This is a genomic window from Alcaligenes pakistanensis (assembly GCF_014652815.1).
Classification (GTDB): Bacteria; Pseudomonadota; Gammaproteobacteria; order Burkholderiales; family Burkholderiaceae_B; genus Alcaligenes; species Alcaligenes pakistanensis.
This window is the reverse complement of sequence record NZ_BMZN01000002.1, coordinates 755,248-781,227: the sequence shown is the minus strand read 5'-3', so window position 1 is coordinate 781,227 and position 25,980 is coordinate 755,248. Positions and strand designations below refer to the sequence as shown.

Here is a 25,980-nt window from a genome sequence, read left to right as displayed (position 1 = left end):
CAATGGCGTAATAATGCGACTTTGTTCCTCGGGGGGCAAGTCATCCGGCAAGGACTGTTTGAGGATTCGGCAATAAACCCATCTTGGCCGGCTCGGAGACTAGGCCTTGAGACAGACAGTGCCCTTGTCACGATGCCGCACCATCCGGCCGTCACCCTACCCTCTTCCTAGAAAAAAACATCAAAAACGACGATTTAAATGAAATAGTGAGGTATTTGGGTGACAAGTAAAAATAGCCGTGCTATAGTTCTACTTCTTTAGCGGCTGTAGCTCAGTTGGATAGAGTACTTGGCTACGAACCAAGGGGTCGTGGGTTCGAATCCTGCCAGCCGCGCCATATTTAAGATTGTTCTGTACGCAGAATTTTCTTCAAGACTTAAGTCTTGGCAAGTAAAAGCCACAATGAAATTCATTGTGGCTTTTTTGTTTTCCGCCCACCTGTCTGGCAGTCACTCCAGGCTAGCCCTCCTGAAACAAGTCTCTCCGGCCCGCAACACAAAACCAGCACTCTGGGTTCCTAGCAGCCGACAGCATTTAGACGATGCCCTGATACAAAAACAGATCAGCATCAGGACAATAAAAAAAGGCGCTATATAAAAGCGCCCTGCTGCCCTTCGTTCATAACAGCTATTTAAAACCGGACCAGCACACTCACCATCACATTACGCGGCTGACCGTAGACCAGCTCGTTATAGAAGCCGAGCTTCCCACCGCACAAGCCACAATAAAGACATTACAAAGTGTCAGGTTGAATAGAGCATTCACAGAGCACAGTCCCCTTCACAGGCTCAAGCAGCGCCATTTTCTGGGTTGTTTTGCATTTATTTGAAGAAAAATGCTTTTCAGGCTTGTCATCCTAATAAATAGTCTGCTATAGTCTCACTTCTTTAGCGGCTGTAGCTCAGTTGGATAGAGTACTTGGCTACGAACCAAGGGGTCGTGGGTTCGAATCCTGCCAGCCGCGCCAGATATTGCAAAAAGCCACTTCTTCGGAAGTGGCTTTTTCGTTGGCCGCTCTCTTATTACTGACAGGCCCAGTACCCACGATATTTCAAGATATCCCAGGGCAGATCACTTGCTCTTGCAGCAGCATTCTCTCTCAGGCCCTCCGCAGTAAAGAGCCGGCCACTCCGGCGATGATGGAATCACCTGATCACCCCCACTCATCTCTTTAACGCAAGCATCATGAAACTATCAATAAAAACTCGATGGCTCTCCGTGCTCATTTTAGGTTTGGCAGGGTGTGCCCATCAGCCGGTCAATGTGAAACCGTCTTATGTTTTAAGTACGGATACCGCTCGACTGCGAGTCTTTTCCAGCACCGATAACATTTACTTGTCCCCAAACTCCACCTGCGCAGGGACTTCAAATGGCTCCGGGCTGGTCTTAACAAGTCAAGGGGCAACGGTAGAAAAAGGATTTACCAATCGGTTTGACAACCAGATCGGGCCTAAGATCGGTATGCCGGACGTGGATATGAGCTTCATCAAGAATGTCACTAACTATGTATCTGAAACCGAAATTAATGCGAACCAGCCAGTCTCGCTCTTCTTTGTAGGGACAGGGACAGGATTCCCCCTAAAAGGCTCCCAAGCTTATGGTGTGACCTTCACTCCCAAAAAAGGCGACGACTACCTGTTCATCATTCAAACTAGCAACTTCCGAAATCACGCGAATTACGGCCAAACCACTCAGTGGAGTTTGTATAACATTTCTGATGGTGAGCTAACAAAGCTGGATGCGCGCCCCACAAAAAGCTGCGTCAACGAAAAGTGGTGAGCATTGGGCACCTGGCAACAGAAAAACGGCGATAGCCACCTTCCTGGGTCGTACACTTAACACCATCAAAGACCGGGGCCTATAAAACCTGGCTTTTTACGTCACTCAACGGAACTCACCATGTTTCAGTATTCGAAAAGACTGCTCTCTATCGCTACCCTTTTACTGATCAGCACAAGCAGCCAAGCCCAGGACAGCGGCCCTGCTACTCAGCTGGCTCAAATGGGAGGTGCGATGCAAGCGGCGGCTGAAGTGTGTGGCGATCGCAGCGAGGCACAATTGCAAGAGATGAAAAGACAGCAGAAAGTCTCTATTCAAAGCATGGGTCTGAATGAAGAGGATTTTGATAAGGCCTTTGACCAAGGTCTTGAACGTGGTCGTCAGGATCTGGAGAAAGCCAGCCCCGAGCAACGCAGCAAGATGTGCGAACAACTGCGCTCCGGCCCCAAGTTCTAAGTACGCCCTAAAAACAAGAAAGCGCTCTGGCCCGCAAGGAACCAGAGCGCTTTTTACTGTCAGCGCGACTAATTTATAGCGCTTTGACCATATCCTCGATGGCCTTTTTGGCGTCGCCAAACACCATCATGGTCTTGTCCATATAGAACAGCTCATTATCCAGACCGGCATAACCCGCCGCCATGGAGCGCTTATTCACAATCACGGTCCTGGCCTTATAGGCTTCCAGAATCGGCATACCGGCAATAGGCGATGCCGGGTCGTTTTTCGCGGCCGGGTTAACCACGTCGTTCGCTCCCAGAACCAGCACCACATCGGTCTGAGCAAACTCGCTATTGATGTCGTCCATTTCAAAGACCTGCTCGTAAGGCATTTCCGCCTCAGCCAGCAAGACGTTCATGTGCCCTGGCATACGACCCGCCACTGGGTGAATAGCGTAGCGCACCGTCACGCCCTGGCTGGTCAACTTGTCCGACAGTTCTTTCAAAGCGTGCTGAGCACGCGCCACGGCCAGACCATAGCCCGGAACAATCACCACAGACTCGGCATTGCTCATCATGAATGCAGCATCTTCAGCACTGCCAGACTTCACCGAGCGATTGCCCTGATCTGCACCACCAGCCGATGCTCCCGGATTGGCACCAAAGCCGCCCAGAATCACATTGAAAAAGGCACGGTTCATGGCCTTGCACATGATGTAGGACAGAATGGCACCGGAGGAACCCACCAGCGAACCGGCAATGATCAGCATAGAGTTATTCAGGGAGAAGCCAATCCCCGCTGCCGCCCAACCCGAATAGCTGTTCAGCATGGACACCACCACCGGCATATCCGCGCCACCAATCGGGATGATCAGCATCACACCCAGCAGGAAGGACAAGGCCAGCAACACGCCAAACGCCCACCATGCCTGGGTCATCACGAAAATAACGCCGCACCCCAAGGCCAGCAGTCCCAACAGCAGATTCAACCAGTGCTGACCTTTAAAGGTCACAGGAGCGCCCTGGAACAGGCGGAACTTGTACTTGCCCGACAGCTTGCCAAAAGCAATGACCGAACCGGAGAAAGTAATGGCCCCGACCAATGCACCTAGAGCCAGCTCTACGCGGTTGCCCATGGGCAGCGCGAACTCGGCCGAGCCTATGCCAAAAGCCACCGGCTCCAGCACCACGGCAATCGCAATTGCCACGGCGGCCAGACCAATCATGCTGTGCATGAAGGCGACCAGTTCCGGCATCTTGGTCATCTCGACACGGCGAGCCATGAGGGTGCCCAAAATGCCACCGATCACCAGACCAATCAGAACCCGCAACAGACCGGACAGCTCTTTGCCCGCAGGCGCCAGGCTATAGATCAGTACGGCAGTCGTTGCGATGGCCAACGCCATACCCACCATGCCAAACAAATTGCCACGTCGCGAACTGGCTGGATGAGACAAGCCCTTCAAGGCCTGAATAAAACACACCGAGGCCAGCAAATAGCACAAGGTAACGGTATTCATGGAAATCATGACTGCCCTTCCTTGGGCGTATTTTTAGCGCCCTTCTTTTTGAACATTTCCAACATACGTCGGGTGACGAGAAATCCACCAAACACGTTTACCGAGGCTAGGGCCGTGGCAATAATGCCCATCGCCTGTGCCCAGGGGCTTTCCGTCAAGGCTGCCGCCAGCATCCCGCCCACAATAATAATGGCCGAAATCGCATTGGTCACCGCCATCAAGGGTGTATGCAAAGCGGGCGTCACTGTCCAGACCACGTGATAGCCCACGTAGATAGCCAGCACAAAGATGATCAGGTTAATGACCAGGGGAGAAATAATATCCATGACCTCAGGCTCCCTGCTGTGGAAAGAGTCGTTTGCCAGCCTGTACCACCCGGCTGGCATTCACAATGTCGTCGTCCGCAGGGATATGCAGCTCGTCAGACTGATCCTTAAGCATCAAGCCCAGGAACTGTTGAATATTGCGTGCATACAAAGCAGACGCATCGGCTGCCACACGGGCCGGGAAGTTGGTCTCGCCCACTAGCGTCACGCCATGTTTTTCCACAATCTGATCAGCTTCGGTCAGGGCGCAGTTACCACCCCGTGCCGCCGCCAGATCCACAATCACCGAGCCGGGACGCATGGAGCGCACGACTTCTTCAGCAATCAGACGCGGAGCGGGACGCCCTGGAATCAAGGCTGTGGTGATGATGACGTCGGCCTGCGCACAGCGTGCTGCCACTACGGCTGCCTGCCGTTGCAGCCAGGAAGCAGGCATGGGCCGGGCGTAACCGCCTACACCTTGGGCCGCCTCGCGCTCCTCGTCCGTTTCGTAGGGCACGTCGATAAACTTGCCGCCCAGGGACTCGATCTGCTCACGCGCTGCCGGACGCACGTCAGAAGCCTCAACCACCGCCCCCAGACGACGCGCCGTCGCAATTGCCTGCAAACCCGCCACCCCTGCACCCAGTACCACGACACGGGCCGCTTTGACGGTACCCGCCGCGGTCATCATCATGGGAAAAAATCGGGGATATAAGGTGGAGGCTTTCAGCACTGCGGCATAACCCGCGATATTGGCCTGCGAGGACAGAACGTCCATGCTTTGCGCCCGAGTGGTGCGCGGAATCAGTTCCAAGGAAAAGGCCTGGCAGCCCGTTGCGGCCAGCCTGTCCAGCCCCTCGCTCTCGTACGGATCCAGCAGCCCGACGACAACATGCTCGGCACGCAAGCGGGCCGGATCGACATCTGCAGGACCGACTACCAGCAAGACCGTGGCTTGATAAGGATCACCTATCGTGGCCCCTGCTGCCTCGTAATCCGCATCCGAACTGGCAATACCCTGCCCGGCTCCCGCCTCGATAATCAAATCATGGCCCACCTTGCGGTAAGCCCTGACGGTATCGGGCGTGGCCGCTACCCTCTTTTCCCCGGTCCCCCGGGGGCTTAATACACCTAGTCGCATCTTCAATCTCCAGTTAATTAACTAACTTCTACGATCTCTGACGACATGCATTACCCGGATGTGGGTGGGTCTATCAACGAAACAAGGCGCCACGCCTTAACGGATGGACTAGCCAGTGGCACCGATCGGATCTAACCCAACAACCACTCCGGCCCGGCGTGTGCATCATCACAACACCGGAACACCATCTACAAATTCGGATGCGCAAATACAGGCGTGTTACACGCCTGATTAAATCGGATAGAAAGCTACCCTTTTGTACCCCTCTCCCATTCCTGCGCTCTGCAAGAATCTATCATTCTTTTTTGAACCCACTCTAGGGGCCTTTATTTGACACAAGAAAACCCGATCCGCACTAGACCGCTTTCGACGAAAAAGCAAGACACATTACTACCACCTGATTATCGCAATATGATGCTTGTCTTACGGAATTTTTTTGAGTGCTAAGGAGACAAGACCGGCCAGCCAAGCCTTTGCGTTGGACTTAGACGCCTGATAATTAAAACTACAAGCATTGGCCTGCTGCTAAGATAGCAACTTCTTATAAAACTTGTCATTAACTTGTAATTATTGTTTGTGCCTACGCCACAGTGACGTTTGCGTCGCTCGAGGCGCCAGAGCCACTTCTTTTTTAAGCCTAGGCAACCGCCCCTTGATGCGCGGTTTACCTGCACTATTCAGTCCCAGGCTGATCTATCTCCATGGCAGAAATCCACATCGATCACGTAGTTAAACGCTACGGCAGCAATACCATCATCAATGAACTGAGCCTGCAAATCCGGCATGGCGAGTTCTTCACCTTATTAGGGCCCAGCGGCTGTGGCAAAACAACTTTGCTACGCATGATTGCCGGCTTCATCATCCCCGATGAAGGCCGCCTATTTCTGGACAAAGAGGACATCACCTACCTGCCCGCGCACAAGCGCGAAACGGGCATGGTGTTCCAGGACTACGCCCTGTTCCCTGATAAAACCGTATTTGACAATGTGGCTTACGGTTTGCGGGTACGCAAAGTCAGCAGCAGCGAAATCAAGAAAAAAGTCAGCTACATCCTGGAGCGGGTTGAACTGGGCGGCATGGCCGAGCGCTACCCCGCTGAGCTGTCCGGTGGCCAGCGTCAGCGTGTGGCCCTGGCCCGCGCCCTGGTGATCGAACCACGCGTTCTGCTGATGGACGAACCCCTGTCCAACCTGGATGCCAAGCTGCGTATTCAAATGCGCCAAGTGATTCGCGAGCTGCAACAAGAGTCCAATATCACCGCTATTTTCGTGACACATGACCAGGAAGAAGCCCTGTCCATGTCGGACCGCATTGCTTTGCTGCGCCAAGGCCGTATCGACCAGCTCGATACCCCCGAAGCCATGTACGCCACTCCGCGTACCGCCTATGCCGCTGACTTTATCGGTGCCGCTAACCTGATCGACACCTTGGGCGTGCATGTAGAAGCTGACCACACCACCGTCAGCATTGCAGGCGGACATATTATGGTGAACAACCCGCCACCAAGCGGGCAGGTCCTGCTGGCTGCGCGCCCTGAAAATATCACCCTGCATACCCAGGCCCAAGCAGGCAGCATTCCGGCCCAAGTAGTGGCCCGCCAATATTTGGGTACTAAAACGGCTTACAGCCTGAAGCTGAGCGATGGCAAACAAATTATTGCCGACGTTGCCGCTGCCCTGGACCCGCATCTGTCTGCCGGCAGCTCGGTCAACCTGAGCTTTAGCCCTGAATGTCGTCTGGTCGAGGCGTAAGACCCATGGCTATCGCTGCAAGACCCCTGGCCCTTCGCTCCCCCTGGTTTCTGCCCGCTCTGATTTGTCTGGCGGTGCTGTTCTTTTGGGTTGTCTGGCCACTCGCCTCCCTGTTCTATCAAAGCATCATCGACCCTGCCACTGGCCTGCCCAGCCTGCACGGCTTTGAGACTTTCTTTAGCGACCCGCGTTACGTTGAAGCTTTCTTCAACACCATCAAGCTGGGGCTGATCTCCACCATTGGCACGCTGTTGCTGGGTGCTCCGCTAGCCTATGTCGTGGCGCGCTACGATTTCCCCGGCAAAGCCATTGTGGCCATCCTGCCCCTGACCACGATCGTGCTGCCAGACATCATCGTCTCGCAAGCCTGGTTGATGTTGCTGGGCAATAACGGGGTAGTACGGCTGGCCCTGGAAAGCATTGGTATTGATCTGCCCAGCTTTTACGGCTGGTTTGGCATGTCCTATGTGCTGATCCTGAACGATTACACCTATGTGTATATCGGCATGCTGGCTGCGCTGAAAGCCATTGACGGCACATTGGAAGAAGCCGCTGTGAACCTGGGTGCCAGCACCTTCAAACGGGCGATGAGCGTCACCTTCCCGGTGCTGATGCCAGCCCTGCTGGTCAATGCCATGATTGTGTTCACGCTGGCCGTGGACAACTTTTCCATTCCCATGATTCTGGGCGGTCAGGTCGATGTGCTGTCTTCGCTGACCTACACCACCTTCCTGTCCGAGATGAGCGGCAACCCCACCATGCAAGGCGTGCTGGCGGTGGTCTCCGTCATTCTGGTCGGAGCGGTGCTGTTTATTCAGAAACGGGTACTGGAACGCAAGACCTTCCAGATGCAGCAAGGCCGTGCGCCGCGTCCCATCCGCGCACAAGGTCTGGGCGGTATTTTGCTGACTATTGGTGCTGTGCTGTTTGTGACCTTTTCGCTGATTCCGGCCTTTATTGTGCTGATCGGTGCCTTCACCAAAGCCAGCGGCCCGGTCATGCAATACGGCACTTTCACCCTGGACAATATGGAGCGTGCCCTGCGCTACGCGCCTGAGCCCATTCTGAACTCGCTGATGCTGGCCAGCGTGGCCACGATTGCAGGCACCTGCTTTGCGACAGTATGTAGTTACCTGATCGTGAAAAAACGCCTGTTCGTGGTGACCGCTCTGGACTATATGGTGATGCTGCCCCTGGCCATTTCCGGCACTGTGCTGGGTATTGCCCTGATCCAGACCTACAACAGCGGCATGCTGGTACTGACGGGAACCTGGGTGATCATGGCTGGTGCGTACTTTGTGCGTAAGGTGCCCTTCTCCATACGCTCGGCCTCGGCCTCGCTCTACAACATTCCCGACTCTATCGAAGAGGCCTCCATCAATCTGGGAGTCAGTCCCTTCCAGAGCTTCTTCAAAGTTGTCCTGCCCTTGATGAAACCCGCTATTTTGGGTGCTGCCATCTTGATGTGGGTAACGTCACTGGCCGAAATTTCCGCCACTATTGTGCTGTATTACGGTGGTATGGAGACCATGCCTATCCAGATGTTCCGTCAGATCGATGCCGGCTTTTTAGCGCGTGCCTCGGCCTACGGAGTGATTTTGATGGTCGTGATTCTGTTGCCGATTTATCTGGCTATTCGTTTTCTCAAGCTGGATCTGTTTTCCAGCCGCTAATCTAAAAAGGCTCATTATGCTGACTACACGTTTTCTGAAAACTGGTCTGGCACTCTCCCTCAGTGCCGGCGCCCTGTCTCTGTCCAGCGCCGCTCTGGCCGCCAATGCCGTGATGTACACCCCTAATAATGTACAAACCATTGATACGGCTTTGGAGATCGCCCGCAAGACGGCTTCCGATCTGTCCATTCAACAAGTGACCTCGGGCGCTGGTGCCTTGATGAAGCGTATCGAAGCCGAAGCTCAAAACCCGCTGGGCGATGTGGTCTGGGGCGCTGCCTACGGCACCATGGCTGCTTTCCAGCAGAACTTTGAAGCCTACGAATCGCCCGAGAACAAAGCGATTCCCGAAGCGTTCCACGGCAAAGACAGCCTGTGGACCAGCTCCAATGCCCACGTCATGGTCATCATGGCCAACGAGCGCCAACTGAAAGGTCAGACGGCTCCCAAGACTTGGTCCGACCTGTTCGATCCGCAGTGGAAAGGCAAGGTCATTATTGGTGACCCCGCCTCTTCGGGCAGCGCTTACGACCAGGTTTACGGCATATACCAACTGTACGGCGCTGAAGGCCTGCAGAAATTGGCGGCCAACGTAATCGTGTCCAAGAGTTCGGGCCAGGTCTACAAAAGCGTAGCCAATGGTGAGTACCCACTGGGCGTCACCATGGAATACGCGGCTTACGCCTACGTGGCCGGCGGTCAGAAAGGGATCGAACTGATCTACCCTGAAGACGGCACGTTCATTGCCCCCGAAGGCGTGGCTGTGATCAAGAACCCCAAGAACGGTCAGGAAGCCGCCCGCAAGCTGGTGGATGTTCTGCTGTCCAAGGAAGTTCAGGAAGCCGAGCTGGTAGAAAACTTCCGCCGCCCCACTCGCAGCGACATCAATGTGGCCGAGCTGACCAAGTTGCCTAACCTGGATCAGATCAAAGTAGCCAACATTGATCCGTTGAAAGCAGCTGCAGAATACGAAACCGTGATCGCCGCCTGGAAACAAGCCTTGGCAACGGTTGGCAAGTAAGCGAATTAACGGCCTAGCCGTGGGCATTAGCTAGTGAGCCGTACCGGCCAGCCTGCCCAGAAAAACCCCTTGATGTCGGGAGATAATCCCGGTGCCTAGGGGTTTTTTTATAGGCCAGCCCCTCTTTGCTGCACACTCGGGAGCAAGAGTTATCATAGAACGCCCAAGCCCCACCGATGCAAAGCTGCTGCGCAATCAAGCCGCTGAAAAGCAGCCCATGTCTGTCCCGCCTCTTCTAAAGAACCATGACGAACAAAATCACTTGTATTCTTGCGGCGCTGTTAATGACGGGATGCTCTACGTACTCCGATCCCAGAATTTCCACTACCAAGCCAGCCTCAGGCTTGCTCCAAGGTCAAAGCAGCTATTTCTGCCAGCACGGCAGCTATGCAACTGAAGACAGCGTCTACCGGGGTGGCTACGTACTCTCGCATCTTCTTGGTTTCTGGACGGCACGAGAGGTAGAACTGGTCAGGTTCAAGGTCTTGTCCAAAGACGAATTCGCCAGCGAGTATCTGGACAAAAACCTGAATATCACGGGCTCCCGCCATTACTTGCGTGGACAAGACTATCAAGTAGGCAACGATGGGGCTCTGGAGATCAAAAGCGCCTCACAATGCGGCAGCAATGACAGCCCCGGCGTGGGCTGCTCCTGGGGTGGGATTAAGCTATTTCTGGATCAGACGGGCAATCTGGCTGTTATACAGACAAACAGTGGCGCGGGGCTGATCGGCATTGTTCCTGTCGCAAGCGGCTCAAAATATCTTTCCTTATTCCCACCTGTCGCAGGCTCGGCTGGCTCCTTGTCGGCGGGCCTGGCTCAGTGCCCCGAAAGCCATGCAGCACAAAGGCAAAGAGAAGCGGCAAAACAAAAAGTCCTGCCTAGCTTTGCGGTGGGGGATATCGTCACCCCATATCGCCACTATGACGCCACCCAGAAAGAGTTTTTACCGGGCCCCTATATCAGCGTGAAAGATACGCGCTGGCGGGTCAAAGAAATCACCGACCAGTATGTCAGGCTGGAGCTGATCGAAGGCGAGTACAAGCCAAGCTCCTCTAAAGCTCCCGTCTACAAAGCAGGGGAGTTCTCCACGACTTTCTTTTCCTCAGGCAACTACAAGGCCGCCCATCCCTACGCCGGTGGCCCTGGGCAGATATTTGAAGAGTTTAAAAAAGTGGAATAGTTGGGGCGGCTAGGCTCAGCCCCCAGCCACTACAGAAGAAAAGCTGGAACGGCAGGCTAACCGGGCCTGCACAAGCACGCCCGACCCAGACAAGCCAGCCGCGGCTCTTGCTTGTTTAGCCAAGAAGCCTAAGTCAAAGCCGCTTTAATAATTCTGTTTAAGCCCGTACACCATTAATCCACTGGATAGATTTGATCCTCACGCAGGCGCGGTCGATCTGCTTCAACTTCGGTCAAGGGCTCTACGCGCTGCATGGTTGCCAGCGAACGCTGCGCCAAGCGCTGATACATGCGAGTACCGAAGAATTTGCCATCAATGGCTTTCTGATCCAGCTCTTTGACCACCGTGGCCGGAGACCCTGCCACCAGACTGCGCGGTGGCACTTGCATGCCTTTTTTCACAAAAGCCATGGCACCAATAATGCTGTCTGCACCGATGTCCGCCGCATCCATCACCACCGCGTTCATTCCCACCAGCACGTTGCGTCCAATGACACAGCCATGCAAAACGGCACCATGCCCAACGTGCCCATCTTCATGCACGATCGTGTCCTGATAAGGCGTACCGTGGATGACACAGGTATCTTGAATATTGGAGCCAGCCTTCATGATGATGCGACCAAAATCGCCCCGCAAACTGGCCAGGGGGCCGATGTACACGCCCTCGCCAATAATGACGTCACCAATCAGTACAGCGGTAGGATGGACATAGGCCGTGGGATGAACCACCGGCACCACACCATCAATAGAATAAATATTTTGCATACCTGCCTCGTACAAAGCCTGCACCCAGCCGACCAAACGCCCGGCCAAAAATACGATCATAGCTGCTACAGACCGATATAATGCGCCGTCCTCTTTCTTTTTGCATCCTATGAGCATGTTGTATTACTGGCTGGCTTTTGCCCTGGGCATGGTGTTCTACGCTGCCTACCTGTCCCAGTCTTCTTTACTGTCGCAAGGCATGATCTACATGAAAGAAAAAGATCAGTCGCCTCCTTTATTCTGGCTGTTCACCCGCCTGATCAGCTTTATCCTGCGCGCTATTCCTGGCTTGCTGATGAGACCTGTGCCCCTGATTTTGTGGGTCGTCGGCATGGGCCTGACGGTGCAATATAGTTTTTCCCTGCCTCAAGCCTGACGCAAACACGTTTTCCTTCCTGCCGCGGCAAAATGCGGGTTTAAGTCGTGCCCTTAAATCCCGCCGCTTGCGTCTCCCAGTCAAAGACTCTGCGCCTGCCAGTCAATTCATTAGCCATTTACCCTCCTACACTGACACAAACCAAGAAAACCGGGCCCTCGAATAGGCGCGGACTCATGTGCAGGATCGCGGATACCGCGACAAGGAGGATATATGGGGACAAGGAAAATCGTCAGAGCCGCCGCCGTACAAGCGGCCTCTCCTAACTACGATCTGGCCGTCGGCGTAGATAAAACCATTGAGCTGGCACGCCAGGCTCGCGATGAGGGTTGTGACCTGATCGTGTTTGGAGAAACCTGGTTACCCGGCTATCCCTTTCATGTCTGGCTGGGTGCTCCCGCCTGGTCCCTGAAATACAGCGCACGCTACTTTGCCAACTCCTTATCGCTGGACAGCGCAGAATATCGACGCATTGCCGAAGCCGCACGCAGCTTGGGTATTTTTATCGCGCTCGGTTATAGCGAACGCAGCGGCGGCAGCCTGTATCTAGGGCAATGTCTGATCAGCGATAAAGGCGAGCTGCTATGGTCACGCCGCAAACTCAAACCCACGCATGTGGAGCGCACCGTTTTCGGTGAAGGCTATGCCCGTGACCTGATTGTGTCCGAGACCGATCTGGGTCGAGTCGGCGCCTTGTGCTGCTGGGAACACCTCTCGCCGTTAAGCAAGTACGCGCTGTACTCCCAGCATGAGGCTATCCACATCGCCGCCTGGCCCTCTTTTTCCCTGTATAGCGAGCAAGCCCACGCCCTGAGCGCCAAGGTTAATATGGCCGCGTCACAAATCTACTCGGTTGAGGGGCAGTGCTTTACCATCGCCGCCAGCAGTATCGTGACACAAGAGACGCTGGATATGCTGGAGGTCGGCGAACACAATGCATCTTTGCTGAAAGTAGGCGGTGGCAGTTCCATGATTTTTGCGCCGGACGGACGCACGCTAGCTCCCTACCTGCCACATGATGCTGAAGGCTTAGTCATCGCCGACTTGAACATGGAAGAGATCGCCTACGCCAAGGCTATCAATGACCCGGTTGGTCACTATTCCAAACCCGAAGCGACACGATTGGTTCTGGACTTCGGCCATCGTGAACCCATGACACGGGTACATTCAGAGAGCAAATACGTACAAGAAACACTAGACCAGCCTCTGCGAAACAAGGGCGTTCAAGCGCTGACGAATCCAGCTCAAGAAACGGAGAAATCGCTGCTGCAGGAACCGTCCTAAGTATCAAGATCGACAATGCCCTGGCGCTCGGTCAGTTCCAGGGCCGCTCTCTTTATTGCTCCACCGACACAGGACTTTTGCCCTGTTTTTCTGGTCGGAAAATATCATAGTTTGTCGTGCTTTCTGGTCTGGCCCAAACAATCGATCATGCCTGATACTTAGCCAATTCGGCGGACTGCAGGCCCTGCAATCCGCCTTCGGATCTGAGATGGAGAGCGTATCGATGGAGCAATGGTCAACCACGGCAATCCCCGCTATCCGGCGAGCCCCCTACTGGATAGAGGCCGTTAATCAGGCCTATGTGCAACTGGAATGTGCCGTACCCACTCGCTCCACAGATACCTTCTTTGGCGCAATTACCCGTCGTGAACTGGCAGAGGTGAACCTCTCACACATCAGCTCGACGGCGCAAACCGTGCTGCGTACCCCGCAGCAGATCTCTAAAGCATCAGAAGATGTCTTTCTACTCAGCATTCAAGTAGCTGGGGCCGGGCAACTGATTCAGGATGACAAGTCCGCCTATTTACGGGCCGGTGATCTTGCCCTGTACGACTCCACACGTCCTTATGAGCTCTTGTTTGACCAACATTTTGAGCAGTACGTGATTTCATTGCCCGGCTCTGTGTTACGCAAACGATTACGCAATGCGGAAGACATGACGGCCTGCAAGATTGCAACGGCGCAATCGGGAACAGCACGCCTGCTATCGCGCATGGTTACAGAGCTGATGATTAGCCCGCCGGCAGGTGGGCCGGTGGTGGACATGACGGTTGCCGACAGCCTGGTTGGCATTCTGGTGGCGGCGCTGGCAGAAAACCTGGGCAACTTATCCTTGAAGGATGATACGGCCTCACTGCGCTACGACAGGGTCAAAGCCTATGTGCTGGAGAACCTGCGCGATCCAGAGCTGAGTATTGGCAAAATATCTCAGCGTCTGGGTATCACGGCCAGCACGTTGCATCGTGTCTGGGAACACGAGTCCGACTCTCTCACTAACTGGATATGGGCGATGCGGCTAAAAGGGGCAGAGCAGGATCTGCGCCGTCTTGCCTGCACCAGCACGACTATTACAGAAATTGCCTATCACTGGGGATTTAGCAGCTCAGCCCACTTCAGCCGAACATTCCGACAACACTTTGGTGTCCCGCCCAAGGAGGCACGCGCAAGGATGCGGGTGCTTCCTCAGCCGGATACAAGGCTGACGTAATCAGGCAATCGGTTTGCCATCATTGACGGCGAGCAGCCCTTTGATCAAACGGTACAGGATCCAGACGCCGACAATTGCGATGGTCACAAAACCGACCAGAATGGTCATCAGGAGAAAGGACAGGCAAACCCCGACCAACCCCCACCAAAAGGTGCGAATTTGCCAGTCAAAGTGAGACTCCAGATACGTTCCCTTTACCTCGTCCCGTTTGACGTAGTTGATGATGATGGCCACCAAAGCGGTAATACCACCGAACAGGGACAGGATGTACAGCCCGTAAGTGATCAGAGTCAGGTTGCGCAGGTTCACCAGCTGATTTGTACCGCCGCCTTGTGGAACAGGGGTCAGATCGTCATTCATCCGTATTACTCCTTGGAAAAACAAACGGTAGCGTTACGTGTGCCATAACGCTACCGAAAAAAACCTGCTCAGGCCAGAGAATTAACGCAGCCCGATAAATGGCATGGCCGAACCAGGAACCAAGCTTTCTGGCAGCTTGCCGTCCCACTTCTCCACGGCATTCAAATTGACCAGGTTGGTATTTTGGGCAAGTGCCTGTGCCTTGGCGGAAATAGCTTTGGCTTCGGCTTCACCACGCAGACGAATACCGTCGGCCTCAGCCATGTAACGTTCGCGCTGGGCGCGGGCTTCGGCTTCAGCCTGAACCACCTGGATTTCAGCCTGGATGGAAGCCGTTTCTTTTTGTTGGCGGGTGGTTTCAATTTGAACCTGGGCCAACATACGGTTTTCAATCGATTGCTCGTAAGCTTTAGAGAACGACACCTCTTCAACCTGCACGCCCATCATTTGCAAAGGGGCGGATTCCAGGGTCACTCGCATGGCTTCGTTAATATCGGCACCCAGTTTTTCACGATTCTGAATAGACTGAGCCGCCGTATATTTACCAAACACGTTTTTGATGACGTCCAAGGCTTTACGTTCCAGCAAACGGGCCTCCAGCGCTTCCAGTGAACCATATTCCGAATACAGCTGGGCGACATCGGTTTCAGGAACACGGTATGTCACCGAGGCCACCATGGAGGCGGACTGCTGGTCGAAACTATACGCTTCCAGCTGCATGCGAACCGTGTGATCTCGTACCGAAATTTTGCGCACCGTATCAAAGAACGGCACTTTAAAATCCAGACCGGGTTCAGCCACACGGACCAATTTACCGTTACGCAGCACAACGCCACGCTCGCCCTGGTCTACCTGCAAAAACGAGCCCATCGAGGCCACGATCAGGATCAGGAAAATAATTACGGCACCACCCAAGAACGCGAGTCCTTTGGAAAAACCCGCGCCACCCTCTCGCTTGGTTCCTGTGGTCAGTTTGGTAATTGTGTTTTTATCAATGCTCATCACGGCTTCCTTTGCGTGGCTGTTGCGTCTCGTCTTTCCGTTGACGACGTTCAACCATCAGTTGCCGTATGCCTTTAGCAATCAAGTAGGCCAATACTGCGGCCCCCAACAAAATCAAGATGATACGCATGACGCTTCAGTCTTCCCACTAGATTTCAATTAGAGGGCAATTATCACCGATTCCTTCTGTCACGCTTTAAAAAGAAACGTCAAAACATCGCAAATGGACAGAATTGCTGGTAACAAATAATGAACAGACGCCATTGCAGCACCTGATACAACTGAAGGTCCTCTTTGCCGCTATTCCAGGGTTGCTATCGCCGCATCCAGGTCGCCTAAATGCGCTTGTACCGGAGGCACATCGCTACGGGTCGCAATCAAGCGCAAGATATGCGTTTTGCTCTCTTGAAAAGTGCGCAACAATTGTTCGAGCTCCGCCGTGGAATATTGACGTGTGTTATCCCGTAAAGCCACTTCCAAGGCATCCAGCTGCTCGTAGACCATATCGAGATCTTCCCGCTCTTGTATGTAAAGGCGGGTGAGCCAGATGTGCTGGCCCAGAGCATTCCATTGCTCCAGCCCCGCAAAGCCGTATTTCTGAGTCAAGTTGTTCAGTTGGCGATACAGCTCCGAGCCGCGTTCGACTTGGGCTAATTCCAGCAAGGGCGGCAGGCCATCAGCCAAGGCCCCATCCCAAACTGGTTCACTGCGCTCCACGGTTTGCAGAACAGGCAAGATCTCGCGCAGGCTTTGCACGTAACGAGTCACGACTTGCTCATCCAATGCCAGCTCAGACGAAGACGCCAAAAAAGGCAAGCCCATCAAGGCCATGCCGCAGATACAGAGGACTCGTTTAATCATCGCTCGCCCTAAAAAACAAGACTACCCGTCTTGAACGACGCAAAACACACGCTTCGATTGTAAGCACTAGGCTAACCAGATTTCTGGGGCTGTGCCAAAAACAACACAGCCTTTTCAATCCTCAACAGTCTTGAATTGAAAAGCCTTGCACTCTAGCAAATGAGTACGGTTAAAACTCACCTGAGCCGCTTGGCAGCACGCTCAAATCCAGCTGAGATGAGCGCTAATAAAGTAACAATTATTTATTTTATTCTGGTACTTGGAGCGGCACAGTCCCTATCCTGATGCCTCTCTGTGCCGATTTATTCATCAAACAAACAAGGCACGGATCATGAACGCTAGGTAGTGAACTCTATTCACAATGCGATAGGCAATAAAAAAGCCCTTGAAAGACAAGGGCTTAATTATTTCCAGCTGGCGGAGACGGAGGGATTCGAACCCTCGATACGGGTATAAGCCGTATGCTCCCTTAGCAGGGGAGTACCTTCAACCTCTCGGCCACGTCTCCAGCTCTAGGAAAGAAGCTACTATAGCATTTATAAAAAACCAATGCAAATAGCTAAATGGATTATTTTTCCTGATCCAGCTCGAAAGTCTTGTGCAGGGCACGTACAGCCAATTCCATGTACTTGTCCGCAATAATGACCGAGGTCTTGATCTCGCTGGTGCTGATCATCTGGATGTTGATGCCCTCTTCGGACAAGGCACGGAACATAGAGCTGGCAATACCAGCGTGGTTACGCATGCCAATGCCAACGATGGACACTTTACACACGGCTTCGTCAAAGACGATTTCGCCAGCGCCAACAGCCGGGCCCACCTGGTTCATCAACAATTCCTTGGTACGCAGCGCATCGTTGCGGCTGACGGTGAAGGAAAAGTCTGTGGTGCCTTGAACCGACAGGTTCTGCAAAATCATGTCGACTTCGATATTGGCCGCTGCGATGGGGCCCAGAATGGAATACGCCACACCGGGGGTGTCAGGTACGGCACGCAGGGTGAATTTGGCTTCATCACGGCTGAAGGCGATGCCAGAGACAACGGCAGCTTCCATTTTTTGATCTTCCTCGAAAGTAATCAGCGTGCCCGAAGACATTTCTTCTTCGAGCGGAATCATGGGGTCGGTCATAGAGGACAAGACACGGACAGGAACCCGGTACTTGCCTGCAAATTCTACGGACCGGATTTGAAGAACCTTGGAACCCAAAGAGGCCATTTCCAGCATTTCTTCAAAGGACAGCACTTTCATGCGGCGCGCTTCTGGCACCACACGCGGGTCGGTGGTGTAGACACCATCCACATCGGTGTAAATCAGGCATTCGCTGGCCTTCATGGCCGCTGCCACAGCCACCGCGGAGGTGTCCGAGCCGCCACGACCCAGGGTCGTGATGTTGCCTTCTTCATCCACACCTTGGAAACCGGTCACAACGACCACACGGCCTGCGTCCAGATCCTGGCGAATACGGGTGTCATCAATAGAACGAATGCGGGCACGGGTGTAGGCATTGTCGGTCTGCACAGGAACTTGCCAACCGGCATAGCTGCGGGCGGGAACGCCTTGGGCAGCCAAGGCCATCGCCAGCAAGGCGCTGCTGGCTTGTTCGCCAGTGGCAGCCAGCATATCCAGCTCGCGCGGATCAGGCTGAATACTCAGTTCTTTTGCCAGGCCTAACAAACGGTTGGTTTCGCCGGACATGGCCGAAGGAACTACCACCACTTGGTGCCCGGCGGCATGCCATTTGGCAACCCGACGCGCCACATTCTGGATGCGCTCGATCGAGCCCATCGACGTGCCGCCATATTTATGTACGATCAGGGACATCTTTTACTCTGCATCAAAGGGCTAAGGTCTGGGATAGACACAAAACCCAACTATTCTAACGACTTTCTGCGCCCCAAACGCAGGCTCAAACCTATGCCAGCGCAAAAAAACACATACTTTGTCGACTCAACACCATAGCCCACGCTCCTGCCACAGGCCACCCCAAACTACTCACTTGCTTGATCGGCTTTGAAGCCGTCGTTCTGATTGAGCAAATCTACAGGCTCAATCTGCACCCGACCACGCACACAGCGGATCAGATGCGGTCCATGTTTCCAGATCAAATTTCTGTCGTGCCCTTGGGCATGCACGCCGCGCAGCTGGCGCAAAAGCTCTGCCAGACGTGCCTGGGTCGGTAAGCCGGCATCCTGCTTTTGCAGCCAATAACGGATCACCATGCTTTGACGGGCCGGTTCCAGCTGACGCCAGGCGCTCAGACTAAAACTACGCCCTGCCTCATCCGACTCCAGCGTCTGCCAATCCTGGCTGGCCACACTGTCCAATACTTCCTGTGTTTCCCGGCTTAGCTGAGCCTGACGTTGCAGGAGACTCTGCCATCCCGGCCAGCGGGCATCCAGCACAGGCGTGAGCAGATCGCGCACAGCGCCACGGGTGTAATCGGGATTGATATTGGTGGGGTCTTGCACCGCGTGCCACGCCGTGGCGGCCGCAAACTCATCACTGGCTTGAAGAATACGAGCCCGGGGCTGATCCAGCCAAGGTCGCCAATAATTGAGATGATCGCGCTGCATATGGGGCGCCATCGCACCCAGGCCGGTAGTGCCCGTGCCGCGCAGCAAACGCATCAAGACAGTTTCAGCCTGATCATCCTGGTGATGAGCCAGCAGCACATGCTGCAAACCGACAAACTGCGCCAGTTGGGCCAGACCTTGATAGCGGGCATCACGCGCTGCCGATTCCATGCCATCGGCACTTAAGCTGCGTGGCTGAACCTGTACCCGCAAGCTATGACAGGGCCGCTGCAAACGAACCGCCAGATCATGCACGTGCTGCTGCCATTGATCGGCAATCGCTTGCAGGCCGTGATGAATATGAAAAAAATGAAGTGTGACTTGGCGGCGGCTGGCCCAGATATGGGCATGTACCGCCAGCATCGCCGAGTCCGCACCACCACTTAAGGCAATAGCGACGCTATCGCCGCTTTTAAAACTTAGGTGATGGTTAAGCGCCTCCAGCAGCGGGGGTGAGGGGCTAAAGCCCCCCAGCTGACTGGAAGGCAGAGGATCAGGCACGAACTTCCTGGTAGCGACCGTGGGCCAAGAGGCGGTCCATACGCCGCGCCAGCAGTTGCTCGGTAGTCAGGCCTGCGACCTGACGCAGGGCGTCAGCCAGCGCACGACCGAGCTGACGTGCCATCATGGTGGGGTCGCGATGCGCGCCACCGATGGGTTCATTGATAACGCGATCAACCAGACCCAGCTCGATCAGACGTGGGGCGGTAATAGCCAGCGCTTCCGCCGCCACAGGCGCTTTATCTGCACTGCGCCACAGGATCGAGGCACAACCTTCTGGCGAAATTACGGCGTAGGTGGAATATTGCAGCATGGAGACTACGTCGCCTACGGCAATCGCCAACGCACCGCCCGAACCGCCTTCACCAATAATGGTGGAGATGATAGGCACACGCAGCTTGGCCATGGCAAACAGGTTGTGGCCAATGGCTTCAGACTGACCGCGCTCTTCAGCACCAATGCCTGGGTAGGCGCCGGGGGTGTCCACAAAGGTAAAGACGGGGATACCGAATTTTTCGGCCAGACGCATCAAACGCAAGGCTTTACGATAGCCTTCGGGACGTGGCATACCGAAGTTGCGGCGAGCACGCTCTTTGGTATCACGGCCTTTTTGATGACCAATGATCATGCAGGGCGTGCCGTTGAAACGGGCCAGACCACCCACAATCGCCAGGTCGTCCGCATACATGCGATCGCCATGCAGCTCGTGGAAGTCCGAGAAAATCTGGTTTACATAGTCCAGTGTGTATGGACGTTGTGGATGACGAGCAACCAGAGCCGTTTGCCAAGGAGTCAGCTTGGCATAAATATTTTTAGCCAGAGTCTGACTTTTCTGCTGCAGACGGCTGAGTTCCTCTGAAATATCCACAGCGGAATCAGATTGCACATAGCGGAGCTCTTCGATTTTGCCTTCGAGCTCGGCCAAAGGCTGCTCAAATTCCAGGAATGTATTTCGCATGTTGGTTCTTAAGGGTTTAGGCCTAATTTAATATCGTACCGCAACTGTGTTCAGACTGCGCCACAGATGCCAGGTAGCCACCGTGCACCACGGTGCCCACGCTTGAGCAACTTCCCGCGCCTCGAACCGGGATACCGGCTCACCGCTGAAATAGTGCTGAGAGATTGCCTTGAGCAGGCCCGCATCATCCAAAGGGAGAACATCGGGTCTGTGCAAGTTGAAAATCAGAAACATATCTGCCGTCCAGCGACCCACGCCACGAATGGCGCACAAGTCAGCAATCACGGCTTCGTCAGACAGGGACTGCCATGCCTGGGGGTCAATTTTACGGGCATCAAAGTGTGCCGCCAAATCAACTATATATTCGGCCTTGCGTTTAGGCAGGCCCAGACCATTCAAGGCCTCGTAACCCAGCTCTAAAATAAGTTCAGGCGACAAGGCTTGCCCGCAACCCTCCAGCAGCTTGGTCCAGAGCAGATCTGCGGTACGCGACGCCAATTGCTGACCCACGATGGAGCGCACCAGGGTAGTGAAAGCGGGTGACTGGTGTTGCAGCCAATAATCACCGTGCCGGGGAATCAGCTTACGCAGGATACGATCGCGCTTCATCAGCTGGGCGCACGCGTCGTCCCAGTAATCAGGCTTGCCCACCAAACGTACTTGAGGGCCGGATTGAACGCCGCTTAGGCCCTGCGCCATTGTGTCGCTCCACCTGGCCGATCTTCCAGCTCAACGCCCTGCTCTTTAAGCTGCACACGGATGGCATCGGCGCGTGCAAAGTCGCGGTTCTGTTTGGCCTGGCCGCGTTCAGCCAGCAGTTCGTCAATCTGGGCGTCGCTCAGGGAGTCAGCCCCGGCCACGCTGACAGCCTGACCGAAGCGGGTGCTGGCACGCCAATAGACAGCGGGGTCCACTTGCAAGAGGCCGATGACCCCACCCAAGGCACGCATCAAACCGGCAGCCTGAGCGTCTTTGTCACGGTTGGCTTGGCCAGCCAGCTCAAATAAAACAGCAACCGCACCGGCAGTATTGAAATCATCGTCCATAGCCTGGGCAAATGCCAGAGCCGGGCCTTGAGTCCAGTCGATCTGAACATCAGCTGCAGAAACGTTCTGCAAAGTCTGGTACAGACGATCCAAGGCTTGCTGAGCATCGCGCAGATTGTCGGGCGCGTAGTTCTGCAAGCTGCGGTAATGGTTGCGCACAATAAAGAAGCGCAGCATTTCAGCTTCACGCGGATTAGCGGTATAGCTGCTTTCTTCGTCGGCCAAACCGTCGGGCGCGACGGTATCGCGGATGCGACGGAAATTACCCAGGGACTTGGACATTTTTTCCGAGTCCACCATCAGGGGGCCGCAGTGCATCCAGACATTGGCCATCTGGCCGCCAAAGGCACCTTCCGTTTGGGCGATTTCGTTTTCGTGGTGGGGGAACTTCAAATCCGGACCACCACCGTGAATATCCAAAGGCAGACCCAAGAGGGCCTTGCTCATGGCCGAGCACTCAATATGCCAGCCCGGGCGACCCAGGCCGTAAGAGGACTCCCATTTGGATTCGGTAGGCTCTTCATCTTTAGCCGATTTCCACAGCACAAAGTCCAGAGGGTCGCGCTTGGCGGAATTCAGGGCGACACGCTCGCCTGCACGCAGATCGTCCAGGGAGCGGCCCGACAGTTTGCCGTAGCCGGGGAACTGACGCACCGCGTAGTTCACATCACCGTCTTCGGACTGATAGGCCAGGCCGTTTTCTTCCAGCTTGGCAATAATGCCCAACATATCGGGCACGTGCTGCGTGGCACGAGGCTCCGAATCGGGGCTTTGCACACCCAATGCCTTTTCGTCGGCATGCATGGCATCAATATAGAAGTCAGTAACTTCAGACATGAGCTGCCCGCGCTCAACGGCACGGCGGATGATTTTGTCGTCAATATCCGTAATGTTGCGTACATAAGAGACGCCGTACCCGCTCGCTCGCAACCAGCGTTGAACAATGTCAAAGCTGACCAGCATACGGGCGTGTCCCAGGTGACAGAAGTCGTAGACCGTCATGCCGCAGACGTACATACGTACGTGGCCCGGTTCAACCGGAGAAAACACCTCTTTAGAGCGTGATAACGAGTTATAAATGCGCAACATGGCCTGTAATCGTCATAAAATCGGAACATTGCGCCAGAACGATTGCCCCTGGCTTATGTTCCGTATTTCCCGCCTGGCAAGAGGCAAGGTTAGAATGATGGTCAATAAGTATAGCAAGCAGACCTCGTTAAAGGCAGCAATCTACCAACCTTCCTGGTCTTCAAGCCAGATTTTATAGGCGCCCCCTCTGTGTTCAGTACACCTAGACGGACTCGGTTTCTCGCTCCTTGCACCTTGGCCCTTTTGCTGGCCCTCGGTCAAAACGTGAGTGCTCAATCCCTGCCCGATTTGCCCCCACCCAGTGCGCGGGTAAATGATCCGCTGTTGGATATTGCCCCCGAACCTGAACGCGGCTGGAAAGGTCTGGCCCGTGCGTTGGATGTGCTGGCCCCCAGTGCCGATACGTCTTTGCCGCTTAGCGCCGCTCAAGTCAGCCAGCGTATCAGCACCTTGATTGCCCAGGGCCGTCATGCTGATGCTTTGCAAGCGATCGACAAGCAGCTGGAGCAACGCAAGAACAGGGGCGAGCCCGGTGCGAATGTACAGTTGCTGTTTTTGAAAGCACGCGCATTAGCAGCCAGTGGTGACCACAATGGCGCCATCGGCATTTATCAAGACATGACCATGTATTATCCTGAGCTTCCTGAGCCCTGGAATAATCTGGCGGCTGAATACATTGCGCAAGACAAGCTGGATCTGGCTTTGGAGGCTTTGAAAATGGCCCTGACGGCAGATCCTTCTTATGCCTTGGCACGCGCCAATATGGGTGAAGTGCAACTGATGCTGGCTAATGACACGTACCGTCAAGCCGCCGCCAGCGGTGTGCCTAAAGCCGCCCAGCGTGCACAACAAACCGGCCAAATTCTGCAACAATAAGATTTTTCTTTGACGGGATTGCCCCTATCTTATGTTTGCAAGCACATTTCAATGGTGTGATCAGGCTCGCAGCTTGCGCACCCTGCTTATTGCTGCCTGTATGGCTATGCCTATGATGAGCAGCCCAGCTATGGCAGCAGATTCTTCCACTTCTTCTGAAGGCACTTCTATGAGCACCTCTCCACGCGTCCAACTGCAAACTAACCATGGCACGATCCTGGTTGAACTGAATGCAGAAAAAGCCCCTAACACCGTGGCCAACTTTGTAGACTACGTGTCCAGCGGCTTTTATGACGGCACCGTATTTCACCGTGTGATCAATAACTTCATGGTCCAGGGCGGCGGTTTTGAGGCCGACATGAAGCAAAAATCCACCAATGCTCCTGTCAAAAACGAAGCCGACAATGGCTTGAAGAACGAAAAGTACACGCTGGCTATGGCCCGCACGTCCGACCCACACTCGGCGACTGCCCAGTTCTTCATCAACGTGGCTGACAACGATTTCCTGAACTTCACAGCTCCTACGGCCAACGGCTGGGGCTACGCTGTGTTTGGCCGCGTGATCGAAGGCATGGATGTGGTCGACAAGATCCGTACCGTGCGCACGGGCAACAAGGGCTTCCACCAGGACGTTCCTGTTGAGGACGTCATTTTGGAAAAAGCGACGCTTGTCACCGAATAAGCTCACGCTTTCGGGCAATGTCTGGATTGCGGCGGACCTGCATTTGGGTCCCGACAATCCAGACACCGTCCAGGATTTTTTGCAGTTTCTGCACTCCGCCCAGCATCAAGCTCATAACTTGATTCTGGGCGGTGATATTTTCAATGCCTGGATTGGTGACGATCAAATCGCCCGCCCTGCTCCCTGGCTTACTCAAGTCAGCGAGGCTTTGCGGGCATTTTCGTCCTGTCATTCTTTATATCTGATGCGCGGTAATCGCGACTTTTTGCTGGGCGAGACTTACGCCCACCATGTCCATGCCACGCTCTTGCCTGATTACGTTGTACTCGATACGTCTGCCGGTTTAATTTTGATGTCTCATGGCGACGAGTACTGTCTGGATGATCTGGCTTATCAGCGTTTTCGCTATTGGGTACGCAAGCCCTGGCTGCAGAAGTTATATCTGGCCTGCCCCTTAAGTTTGCGTCAGCGTATTGCCGACTCTGCCCGTGCGGGTAGCCAGCGCGGCAAACAGTACAAGTCCACGGACATTATGGATGTGCAGCCAGCGGCTATTGTTGCGGCCTGCGAGGCACACTCTGTGCGGGCGATGGTGCATGGTCATACGCACCGACCTGCGGTACATGACATTCCTGGCTTTGATTCGATACGTCGTTGGGTGTTGCCTGATTGGGATTCTGAATCTTCTGACGGGGTTCGTCGCGGCGGCTATATCAGTATTGAAGGTGTGCAACTGTGCTTGCACCAGTGGGGGCAAGAGGATCAGTGTCAAGACACTGGGCGCTACATAAACTTGGCTTCTTCTTGAGGCTGACGGGATGGGCTGTGATCGACTCACATGGTCATTTCTCTGTAGCTAACTTCGCGATGTTGAGCGTCGACTGCTCATCATGATCAGTGCAGGGGTCAGCGGGGCTGCATAAGCATTTTTGAGGGGGCGGGAGTGGTCGACTTGTCGGGTCTCCGGCCCGCGCTGCGCACGGGTTCCCTGGTCTCTTGAAACATCCAGGCGCCCTGTGAACTCGCCGGGTACTTGGTCCCGCGGACCAAGTGCAAGCGTCCGGCTCAAACAGCACAGGGCTTGCATTCTGGATGTTTCAAGAGCCTGCGGCCAGAGCCCTGACTCGCCCCGTCGACCACTCCCGCCCCCTCAAAAACGCAAACGAGACAGTGGCTCTTGCCAACACAATATCCCAGCCATATTCCTCATCTACAGAAGATAAAACGAAGGTAGCTCGGCAGCGCGCTTGCCCTGTCCTCAACTTGAGCCTCTCGGTTGCTCTGCCCCGGTATCTGGGCGATTCAGACTGCTTGCCGCGGTCGGTGTTTTGAGCCGGGGTGCAAGCACTCTGCTGTTCGAGCCCGACGCTTGTGGTTTGTCCGGGGGACAAACCACCGGGCGAGTTCAGAGTGCGCCCGGATCAAGACACCGACAAGGGCACCGGTGCGCAGCACCGGCAAGTAGTCAGCCCGGATACCGGGGCAGAGCAATCGAGAGGCGTCTCAACAGAGCCCAACCCTGCTCCTAACAAAGCGCTTCCCCAACCTTTCGGCTCCTCACCTGCTTAAACAAACACATCACCAAG

At 54.6% G+C, this 25,980-nt stretch carries 25 protein-coding genes and 3 tRNA genes; 14 read left to right on the top strand and 14 right to left on the bottom strand.

Annotated elements, in window-relative coordinates:
* Positions 1-260: 260 nt before the first annotated feature.
* The 4 genes from IE156_RS08520 (at position 261) to IE156_RS08505 (ending at position 2,235) form a co-directional block, all read left to right on the top strand.
* Positions 261-337, top strand: a tRNA-Arg gene (locus tag IE156_RS08520).
* 553 nt (positions 338-890) lie between these two features.
* Positions 891-967 (top strand) — tRNA-Arg (locus IE156_RS08515).
* Between the two features lie 218 nt (positions 968-1,185).
* Positions 1,186-1,779 carry a hypothetical protein gene (locus IE156_RS08510; RefSeq protein WP_189392076.1) on the top strand — a complete coding sequence of 198 codons (594 nt, stop codon included), beginning with the start codon at positions 1,186-1,188 and terminating at the stop codon, positions 1,777-1,779.
* Positions 1,780-1,899: 120 nt separating this feature from the next.
* Complete coding sequence (locus IE156_RS08505) at positions 1,900-2,235, top strand: hypothetical protein (RefSeq protein ID WP_189392075.1); 336 nt, start codon at positions 1,900-1,902, stop codon at positions 2,233-2,235.
* A 73-nt stretch (positions 2,236-2,308) separates the two neighbouring features.
* Here the strand turns inward: IE156_RS08505 and IE156_RS08500 are convergent, their stop codons facing one another.
* The 3 genes from IE156_RS08500 to IE156_RS08490 are packed head-to-tail and all read right to left on the bottom strand — an operon-like array spanning position 2,309 to position 5,185.
* Complete coding sequence (locus IE156_RS08500) at positions 2,309-3,745, bottom strand: NAD(P)(+) transhydrogenase (Re/Si-specific) subunit beta (protein WP_229841131.1); 1,437 nt, start codon at positions 3,743-3,745, stop codon at positions 2,309-2,311.
* On the bottom strand, positions 3,742-4,062 hold the full coding sequence (locus IE156_RS08495) for an NAD(P) transhydrogenase subunit alpha part 2 (protein WP_009457776.1): 321 nt from the start codon (positions 4,060-4,062) through the stop codon (positions 3,742-3,744). The genes IE156_RS08500 and IE156_RS08495 overlap by 4 nt, the downstream gene beginning before the upstream one ends.
* A gap of 4 nt (positions 4,063-4,066) precedes the next feature.
* Positions 4,067-5,185, bottom strand: coding sequence for an NAD(P) transhydrogenase subunit alpha (locus IE156_RS08490; RefSeq protein ID WP_189392074.1), 1,119 nt, complete (start codon positions 5,183-5,185; stop codon positions 4,067-4,069).
* A gap of 701 nt (positions 5,186-5,886) precedes the next feature.
* Between IE156_RS08490 and IE156_RS08485 the strand changes: the two genes are divergently transcribed.
* From IE156_RS08485 to IE156_RS08470, 4 genes are all read left to right on the top strand, one after another.
* Positions 5,887-6,936, top strand: a complete 1,050-nt coding sequence (locus IE156_RS08485; RefSeq protein WP_189392073.1) for an ABC transporter ATP-binding protein — start codon at positions 5,887-5,889, stop codon at positions 6,934-6,936.
* Positions 6,937-6,941: 5 nt separating this feature from the next.
* Positions 6,942-8,609 (top strand): ABC transporter permease, encoded by a 1,668-nt coding sequence (locus IE156_RS08480; protein WP_189392072.1) that lies wholly within the window; start codon positions 6,942-6,944, stop codon positions 8,607-8,609.
* Between the two features lie 16 nt (positions 8,610-8,625).
* Positions 8,626-9,630 carry an extracellular solute-binding protein gene (locus IE156_RS08475; RefSeq protein WP_189392071.1) on the top strand — a complete coding sequence of 335 codons (1,005 nt, stop codon included), beginning with the start codon at positions 8,626-8,628 and terminating at the stop codon, positions 9,628-9,630.
* Positions 9,631-9,914: 284 nt separating this feature from the next.
* The gene (locus tag IE156_RS08470) at positions 9,915-10,814 is read left to right on the top strand and encodes a hypothetical protein (RefSeq protein ID WP_189392070.1); all 900 of its coding nucleotides are present in this window, start codon (positions 9,915-9,917) and stop codon (positions 10,812-10,814) included.
* A 173-nt stretch (positions 10,815-10,987) separates the two neighbouring features.
* On the opposite strand, the gene IE156_RS08465 is transcribed toward IE156_RS08470, so the two are convergent.
* Positions 10,988-11,578, bottom strand: a complete 591-nt coding sequence (locus tag IE156_RS08465; RefSeq protein ID WP_189392258.1) for a phenylacetic acid degradation protein PaaY — start codon at positions 11,576-11,578, stop codon at positions 10,988-10,990.
* Between the two features lie 109 nt (positions 11,579-11,687).
* On the opposite strand from IE156_RS08465, the gene IE156_RS08460 reads away from it, so the two are divergent.
* From IE156_RS08460 to IE156_RS08450, 3 genes are all read left to right on the top strand, one after another.
* Positions 11,688-11,954, top strand: a complete 267-nt coding sequence (locus IE156_RS08460) for a hypothetical protein (RefSeq protein ID WP_189392069.1) — start codon at positions 11,688-11,690, stop codon at positions 11,952-11,954.
* Between the two features lie 213 nt (positions 11,955-12,167).
* Positions 12,168-13,238 (top strand): nitrilase, encoded by a 1,071-nt coding sequence (locus IE156_RS08455; protein WP_229841129.1) that lies wholly within the window; start codon positions 12,168-12,170, stop codon positions 13,236-13,238.
* 208 nt (positions 13,239-13,446) lie between these two features.
* Positions 13,447-14,445 (top strand): AraC-like ligand-binding domain-containing protein, encoded by a 999-nt coding sequence (locus IE156_RS08450; protein WP_229841127.1) that lies wholly within the window; start codon positions 13,447-13,449, stop codon positions 14,443-14,445.
* Here IE156_RS08450 and IE156_RS08445 read toward each other — a convergent pair whose 3' ends face one another.
* The 10 genes from IE156_RS08445 to cysS form a co-directional block, all read right to left on the bottom strand.
* Positions 14,446-14,805: a DUF4870 family protein gene (locus IE156_RS08445; protein WP_189392068.1), complete on the bottom strand. Its 360-nt coding sequence runs from the start codon at positions 14,803-14,805 to the stop codon at positions 14,446-14,448.
* A gap of 81 nt (positions 14,806-14,886) precedes the next feature.
* A complete protein-coding gene (locus IE156_RS08440; protein ID WP_229841125.1) occupies positions 14,887-15,807 on the bottom strand; it encodes a prohibitin family protein in 921 nt (306 codons plus the stop codon).
* Positions 15,797-15,937, bottom strand: a complete 141-nt coding sequence (locus IE156_RS08435; protein ID WP_189392067.1) for a hypothetical protein — start codon at positions 15,935-15,937, stop codon at positions 15,797-15,799. Before IE156_RS08435 ends, IE156_RS08440 begins: the two co-directional genes overlap by 11 nt.
* 170 nt (positions 15,938-16,107) lie before the next feature.
* A complete protein-coding gene (locus IE156_RS08430) occupies positions 16,108-16,668 on the bottom strand; it encodes a hypothetical protein (protein WP_229841123.1) in 561 nt (186 codons plus the stop codon).
* A gap of 415 nt (positions 16,669-17,083) precedes the next feature.
* A tRNA-Ser gene (locus tag IE156_RS08425) sits at positions 17,084-17,176 on the bottom strand.
* A gap of 60 nt (positions 17,177-17,236) precedes the next feature.
* Entirely contained in the window at positions 17,237-18,490 is a 1,254-nt protein-coding gene (locus tag IE156_RS08420; RefSeq protein WP_189392066.1) for an aspartate kinase, read from the bottom strand.
* Positions 18,491-18,657: 167 nt separating this feature from the next.
* On the bottom strand, positions 18,658-19,605 hold the full coding sequence (gene tilS, locus IE156_RS08415; RefSeq protein WP_373296511.1) for a tRNA lysidine(34) synthetase TilS: 948 nt from the start codon (positions 19,603-19,605) through the stop codon (positions 18,658-18,660).
* A gap of 130 nt (positions 19,606-19,735) precedes the next feature.
* Entirely contained in the window at positions 19,736-20,701 is a 966-nt protein-coding gene (locus IE156_RS08410; protein ID WP_189392065.1) for an acetyl-CoA carboxylase carboxyltransferase subunit alpha, read from the bottom strand.
* Between the two features lie 27 nt (positions 20,702-20,728).
* Positions 20,729-21,400 carry a DNA-3-methyladenine glycosylase family protein gene (locus tag IE156_RS08405; protein WP_189392064.1) on the bottom strand — a complete coding sequence of 224 codons (672 nt, stop codon included), beginning with the start codon at positions 21,398-21,400 and terminating at the stop codon, positions 20,729-20,731.
* Positions 21,385-22,836 (bottom strand): cysteine--tRNA ligase, encoded by a 1,452-nt coding sequence (gene cysS, locus IE156_RS08400; protein ID WP_189392063.1) that lies wholly within the window; start codon positions 22,834-22,836, stop codon positions 21,385-21,387. The genes IE156_RS08405 and cysS overlap by 16 nt, the downstream gene beginning before the upstream one ends.
* A 264-nt stretch (positions 22,837-23,100) precedes the next feature.
* On the opposite strand from cysS, the gene IE156_RS08395 reads away from it, so the two are divergent.
* From IE156_RS08395 to IE156_RS08385, 3 genes are all read left to right on the top strand, one after another.
* The gene (locus IE156_RS08395; protein WP_229841119.1) at positions 23,101-23,712 is read left to right on the top strand and encodes a tetratricopeptide repeat protein; all 612 of its coding nucleotides are present in this window, start codon (positions 23,101-23,103) and stop codon (positions 23,710-23,712) included.
* Positions 23,713-23,881: 169 nt separating this feature from the next.
* On the top strand, positions 23,882-24,394 hold the full coding sequence (locus tag IE156_RS08390) for a peptidylprolyl isomerase (RefSeq protein ID WP_189392062.1): 513 nt from the start codon (positions 23,882-23,884) through the stop codon (positions 24,392-24,394).
* Complete coding sequence (locus tag IE156_RS08385; RefSeq protein ID WP_189392061.1) at positions 24,381-25,202, top strand: UDP-2,3-diacylglucosamine diphosphatase; 822 nt, start codon at positions 24,381-24,383, stop codon at positions 25,200-25,202. Before IE156_RS08390 ends, IE156_RS08385 begins: the two co-directional genes overlap by 14 nt.
* Positions 25,203-25,980: the final 778 nt, after the last annotated feature.

Bases quoted from the DNA above. Each gene is read 5' to 3' on its own strand.
- IE156_RS08510 (WP_189392076.1), top strand. From the start codon at position 1,186: ATGAAACTATCAATAAAAACTCGATGGCTCTCCGTGCTCATTTTAGGT.
- IE156_RS08505 (WP_189392075.1), top strand. From the start codon at position 1,900: ATGTTTCAGTATTCGAAAAGACTGCTCTCTATCGCTACCCTTTTACTG.
- IE156_RS08500 (WP_229841131.1), bottom strand. From the start codon at position 3,745: ATGATTTCCATGAATACCGTTACCTTGTGCTATTTGCTGGCCTCGGTG.
- IE156_RS08495 (WP_009457776.1), bottom strand. From the start codon at position 4,062: ATGGATATTATTTCTCCCCTGGTCATTAACCTGATCATCTTTGTGCTG.
- IE156_RS08490 (WP_189392074.1), bottom strand. From the start codon at position 5,185: ATGCGACTAGGTGTATTAAGCCCCCGGGGGACCGGGGAAAAGAGGGTA.
- IE156_RS08485 (WP_189392073.1), top strand. From the start codon at position 5,887: ATGGCAGAAATCCACATCGATCACGTAGTTAAACGCTACGGCAGCAAT.
- IE156_RS08480 (WP_189392072.1), top strand. From the start codon at position 6,942: ATGGCTATCGCTGCAAGACCCCTGGCCCTTCGCTCCCCCTGGTTTCTG.
- IE156_RS08475 (WP_189392071.1), top strand. From the start codon at position 8,626: ATGCTGACTACACGTTTTCTGAAAACTGGTCTGGCACTCTCCCTCAGT.
- IE156_RS08470 (WP_189392070.1), top strand. From the start codon at position 9,915: ATGACGGGATGCTCTACGTACTCCGATCCCAGAATTTCCACTACCAAG.
- IE156_RS08465 (WP_189392258.1), bottom strand. From the start codon at position 11,578: ATGCAAAATATTTATTCTATTGATGGTGTGGTGCCGGTGGTTCATCCC.
- IE156_RS08460 (WP_189392069.1), top strand. From the start codon at position 11,688: ATGAGCATGTTGTATTACTGGCTGGCTTTTGCCCTGGGCATGGTGTTC.
- IE156_RS08455 (WP_229841129.1), top strand. From the start codon at position 12,168: ATGGGGACAAGGAAAATCGTCAGAGCCGCCGCCGTACAAGCGGCCTCT.
- IE156_RS08450 (WP_229841127.1), top strand. From the start codon at position 13,447: ATGGAGAGCGTATCGATGGAGCAATGGTCAACCACGGCAATCCCCGCT.
- IE156_RS08445 (WP_189392068.1), bottom strand. From the start codon at position 14,805: ATGAATGACGATCTGACCCCTGTTCCACAAGGCGGCGGTACAAATCAG.
- IE156_RS08440 (WP_229841125.1), bottom strand. From the start codon at position 15,807: ATGAGCATTGATAAAAACACAATTACCAAACTGACCACAGGAACCAAG.
- IE156_RS08435 (WP_189392067.1), bottom strand. From the start codon at position 15,937: ATGCGTATCATCTTGATTTTGTTGGGGGCCGCAGTATTGGCCTACTTG.
- IE156_RS08430 (WP_229841123.1), bottom strand. From the start codon at position 16,668: ATGATTAAACGAGTCCTCTGTATCTGCGGCATGGCCTTGATGGGCTTG.
- IE156_RS08420 (WP_189392066.1), bottom strand. From the start codon at position 18,490: ATGTCCCTGATCGTACATAAATATGGCGGCACGTCGATGGGCTCGATC.
- tilS (WP_373296511.1), bottom strand. From the start codon at position 19,605: ATGCTGGCGGTACATGCCCATATCTGGGCCAGCCGCCGCCAAGTCACA.
- IE156_RS08410 (WP_189392065.1), bottom strand. From the start codon at position 20,701: ATGCGAAATACATTCCTGGAATTTGAGCAGCCTTTGGCCGAGCTCGAA.
- IE156_RS08405 (WP_189392064.1), bottom strand. From the start codon at position 21,400: ATGGCGCAGGGCCTAAGCGGCGTTCAATCCGGCCCTCAAGTACGTTTG.
- cysS (WP_189392063.1), bottom strand. From the start codon at position 22,836: ATGTTGCGCATTTATAACTCGTTATCACGCTCTAAAGAGGTGTTTTCT.
- IE156_RS08390 (WP_189392062.1), top strand. From the start codon at position 23,882: ATGAGCACCTCTCCACGCGTCCAACTGCAAACTAACCATGGCACGATC.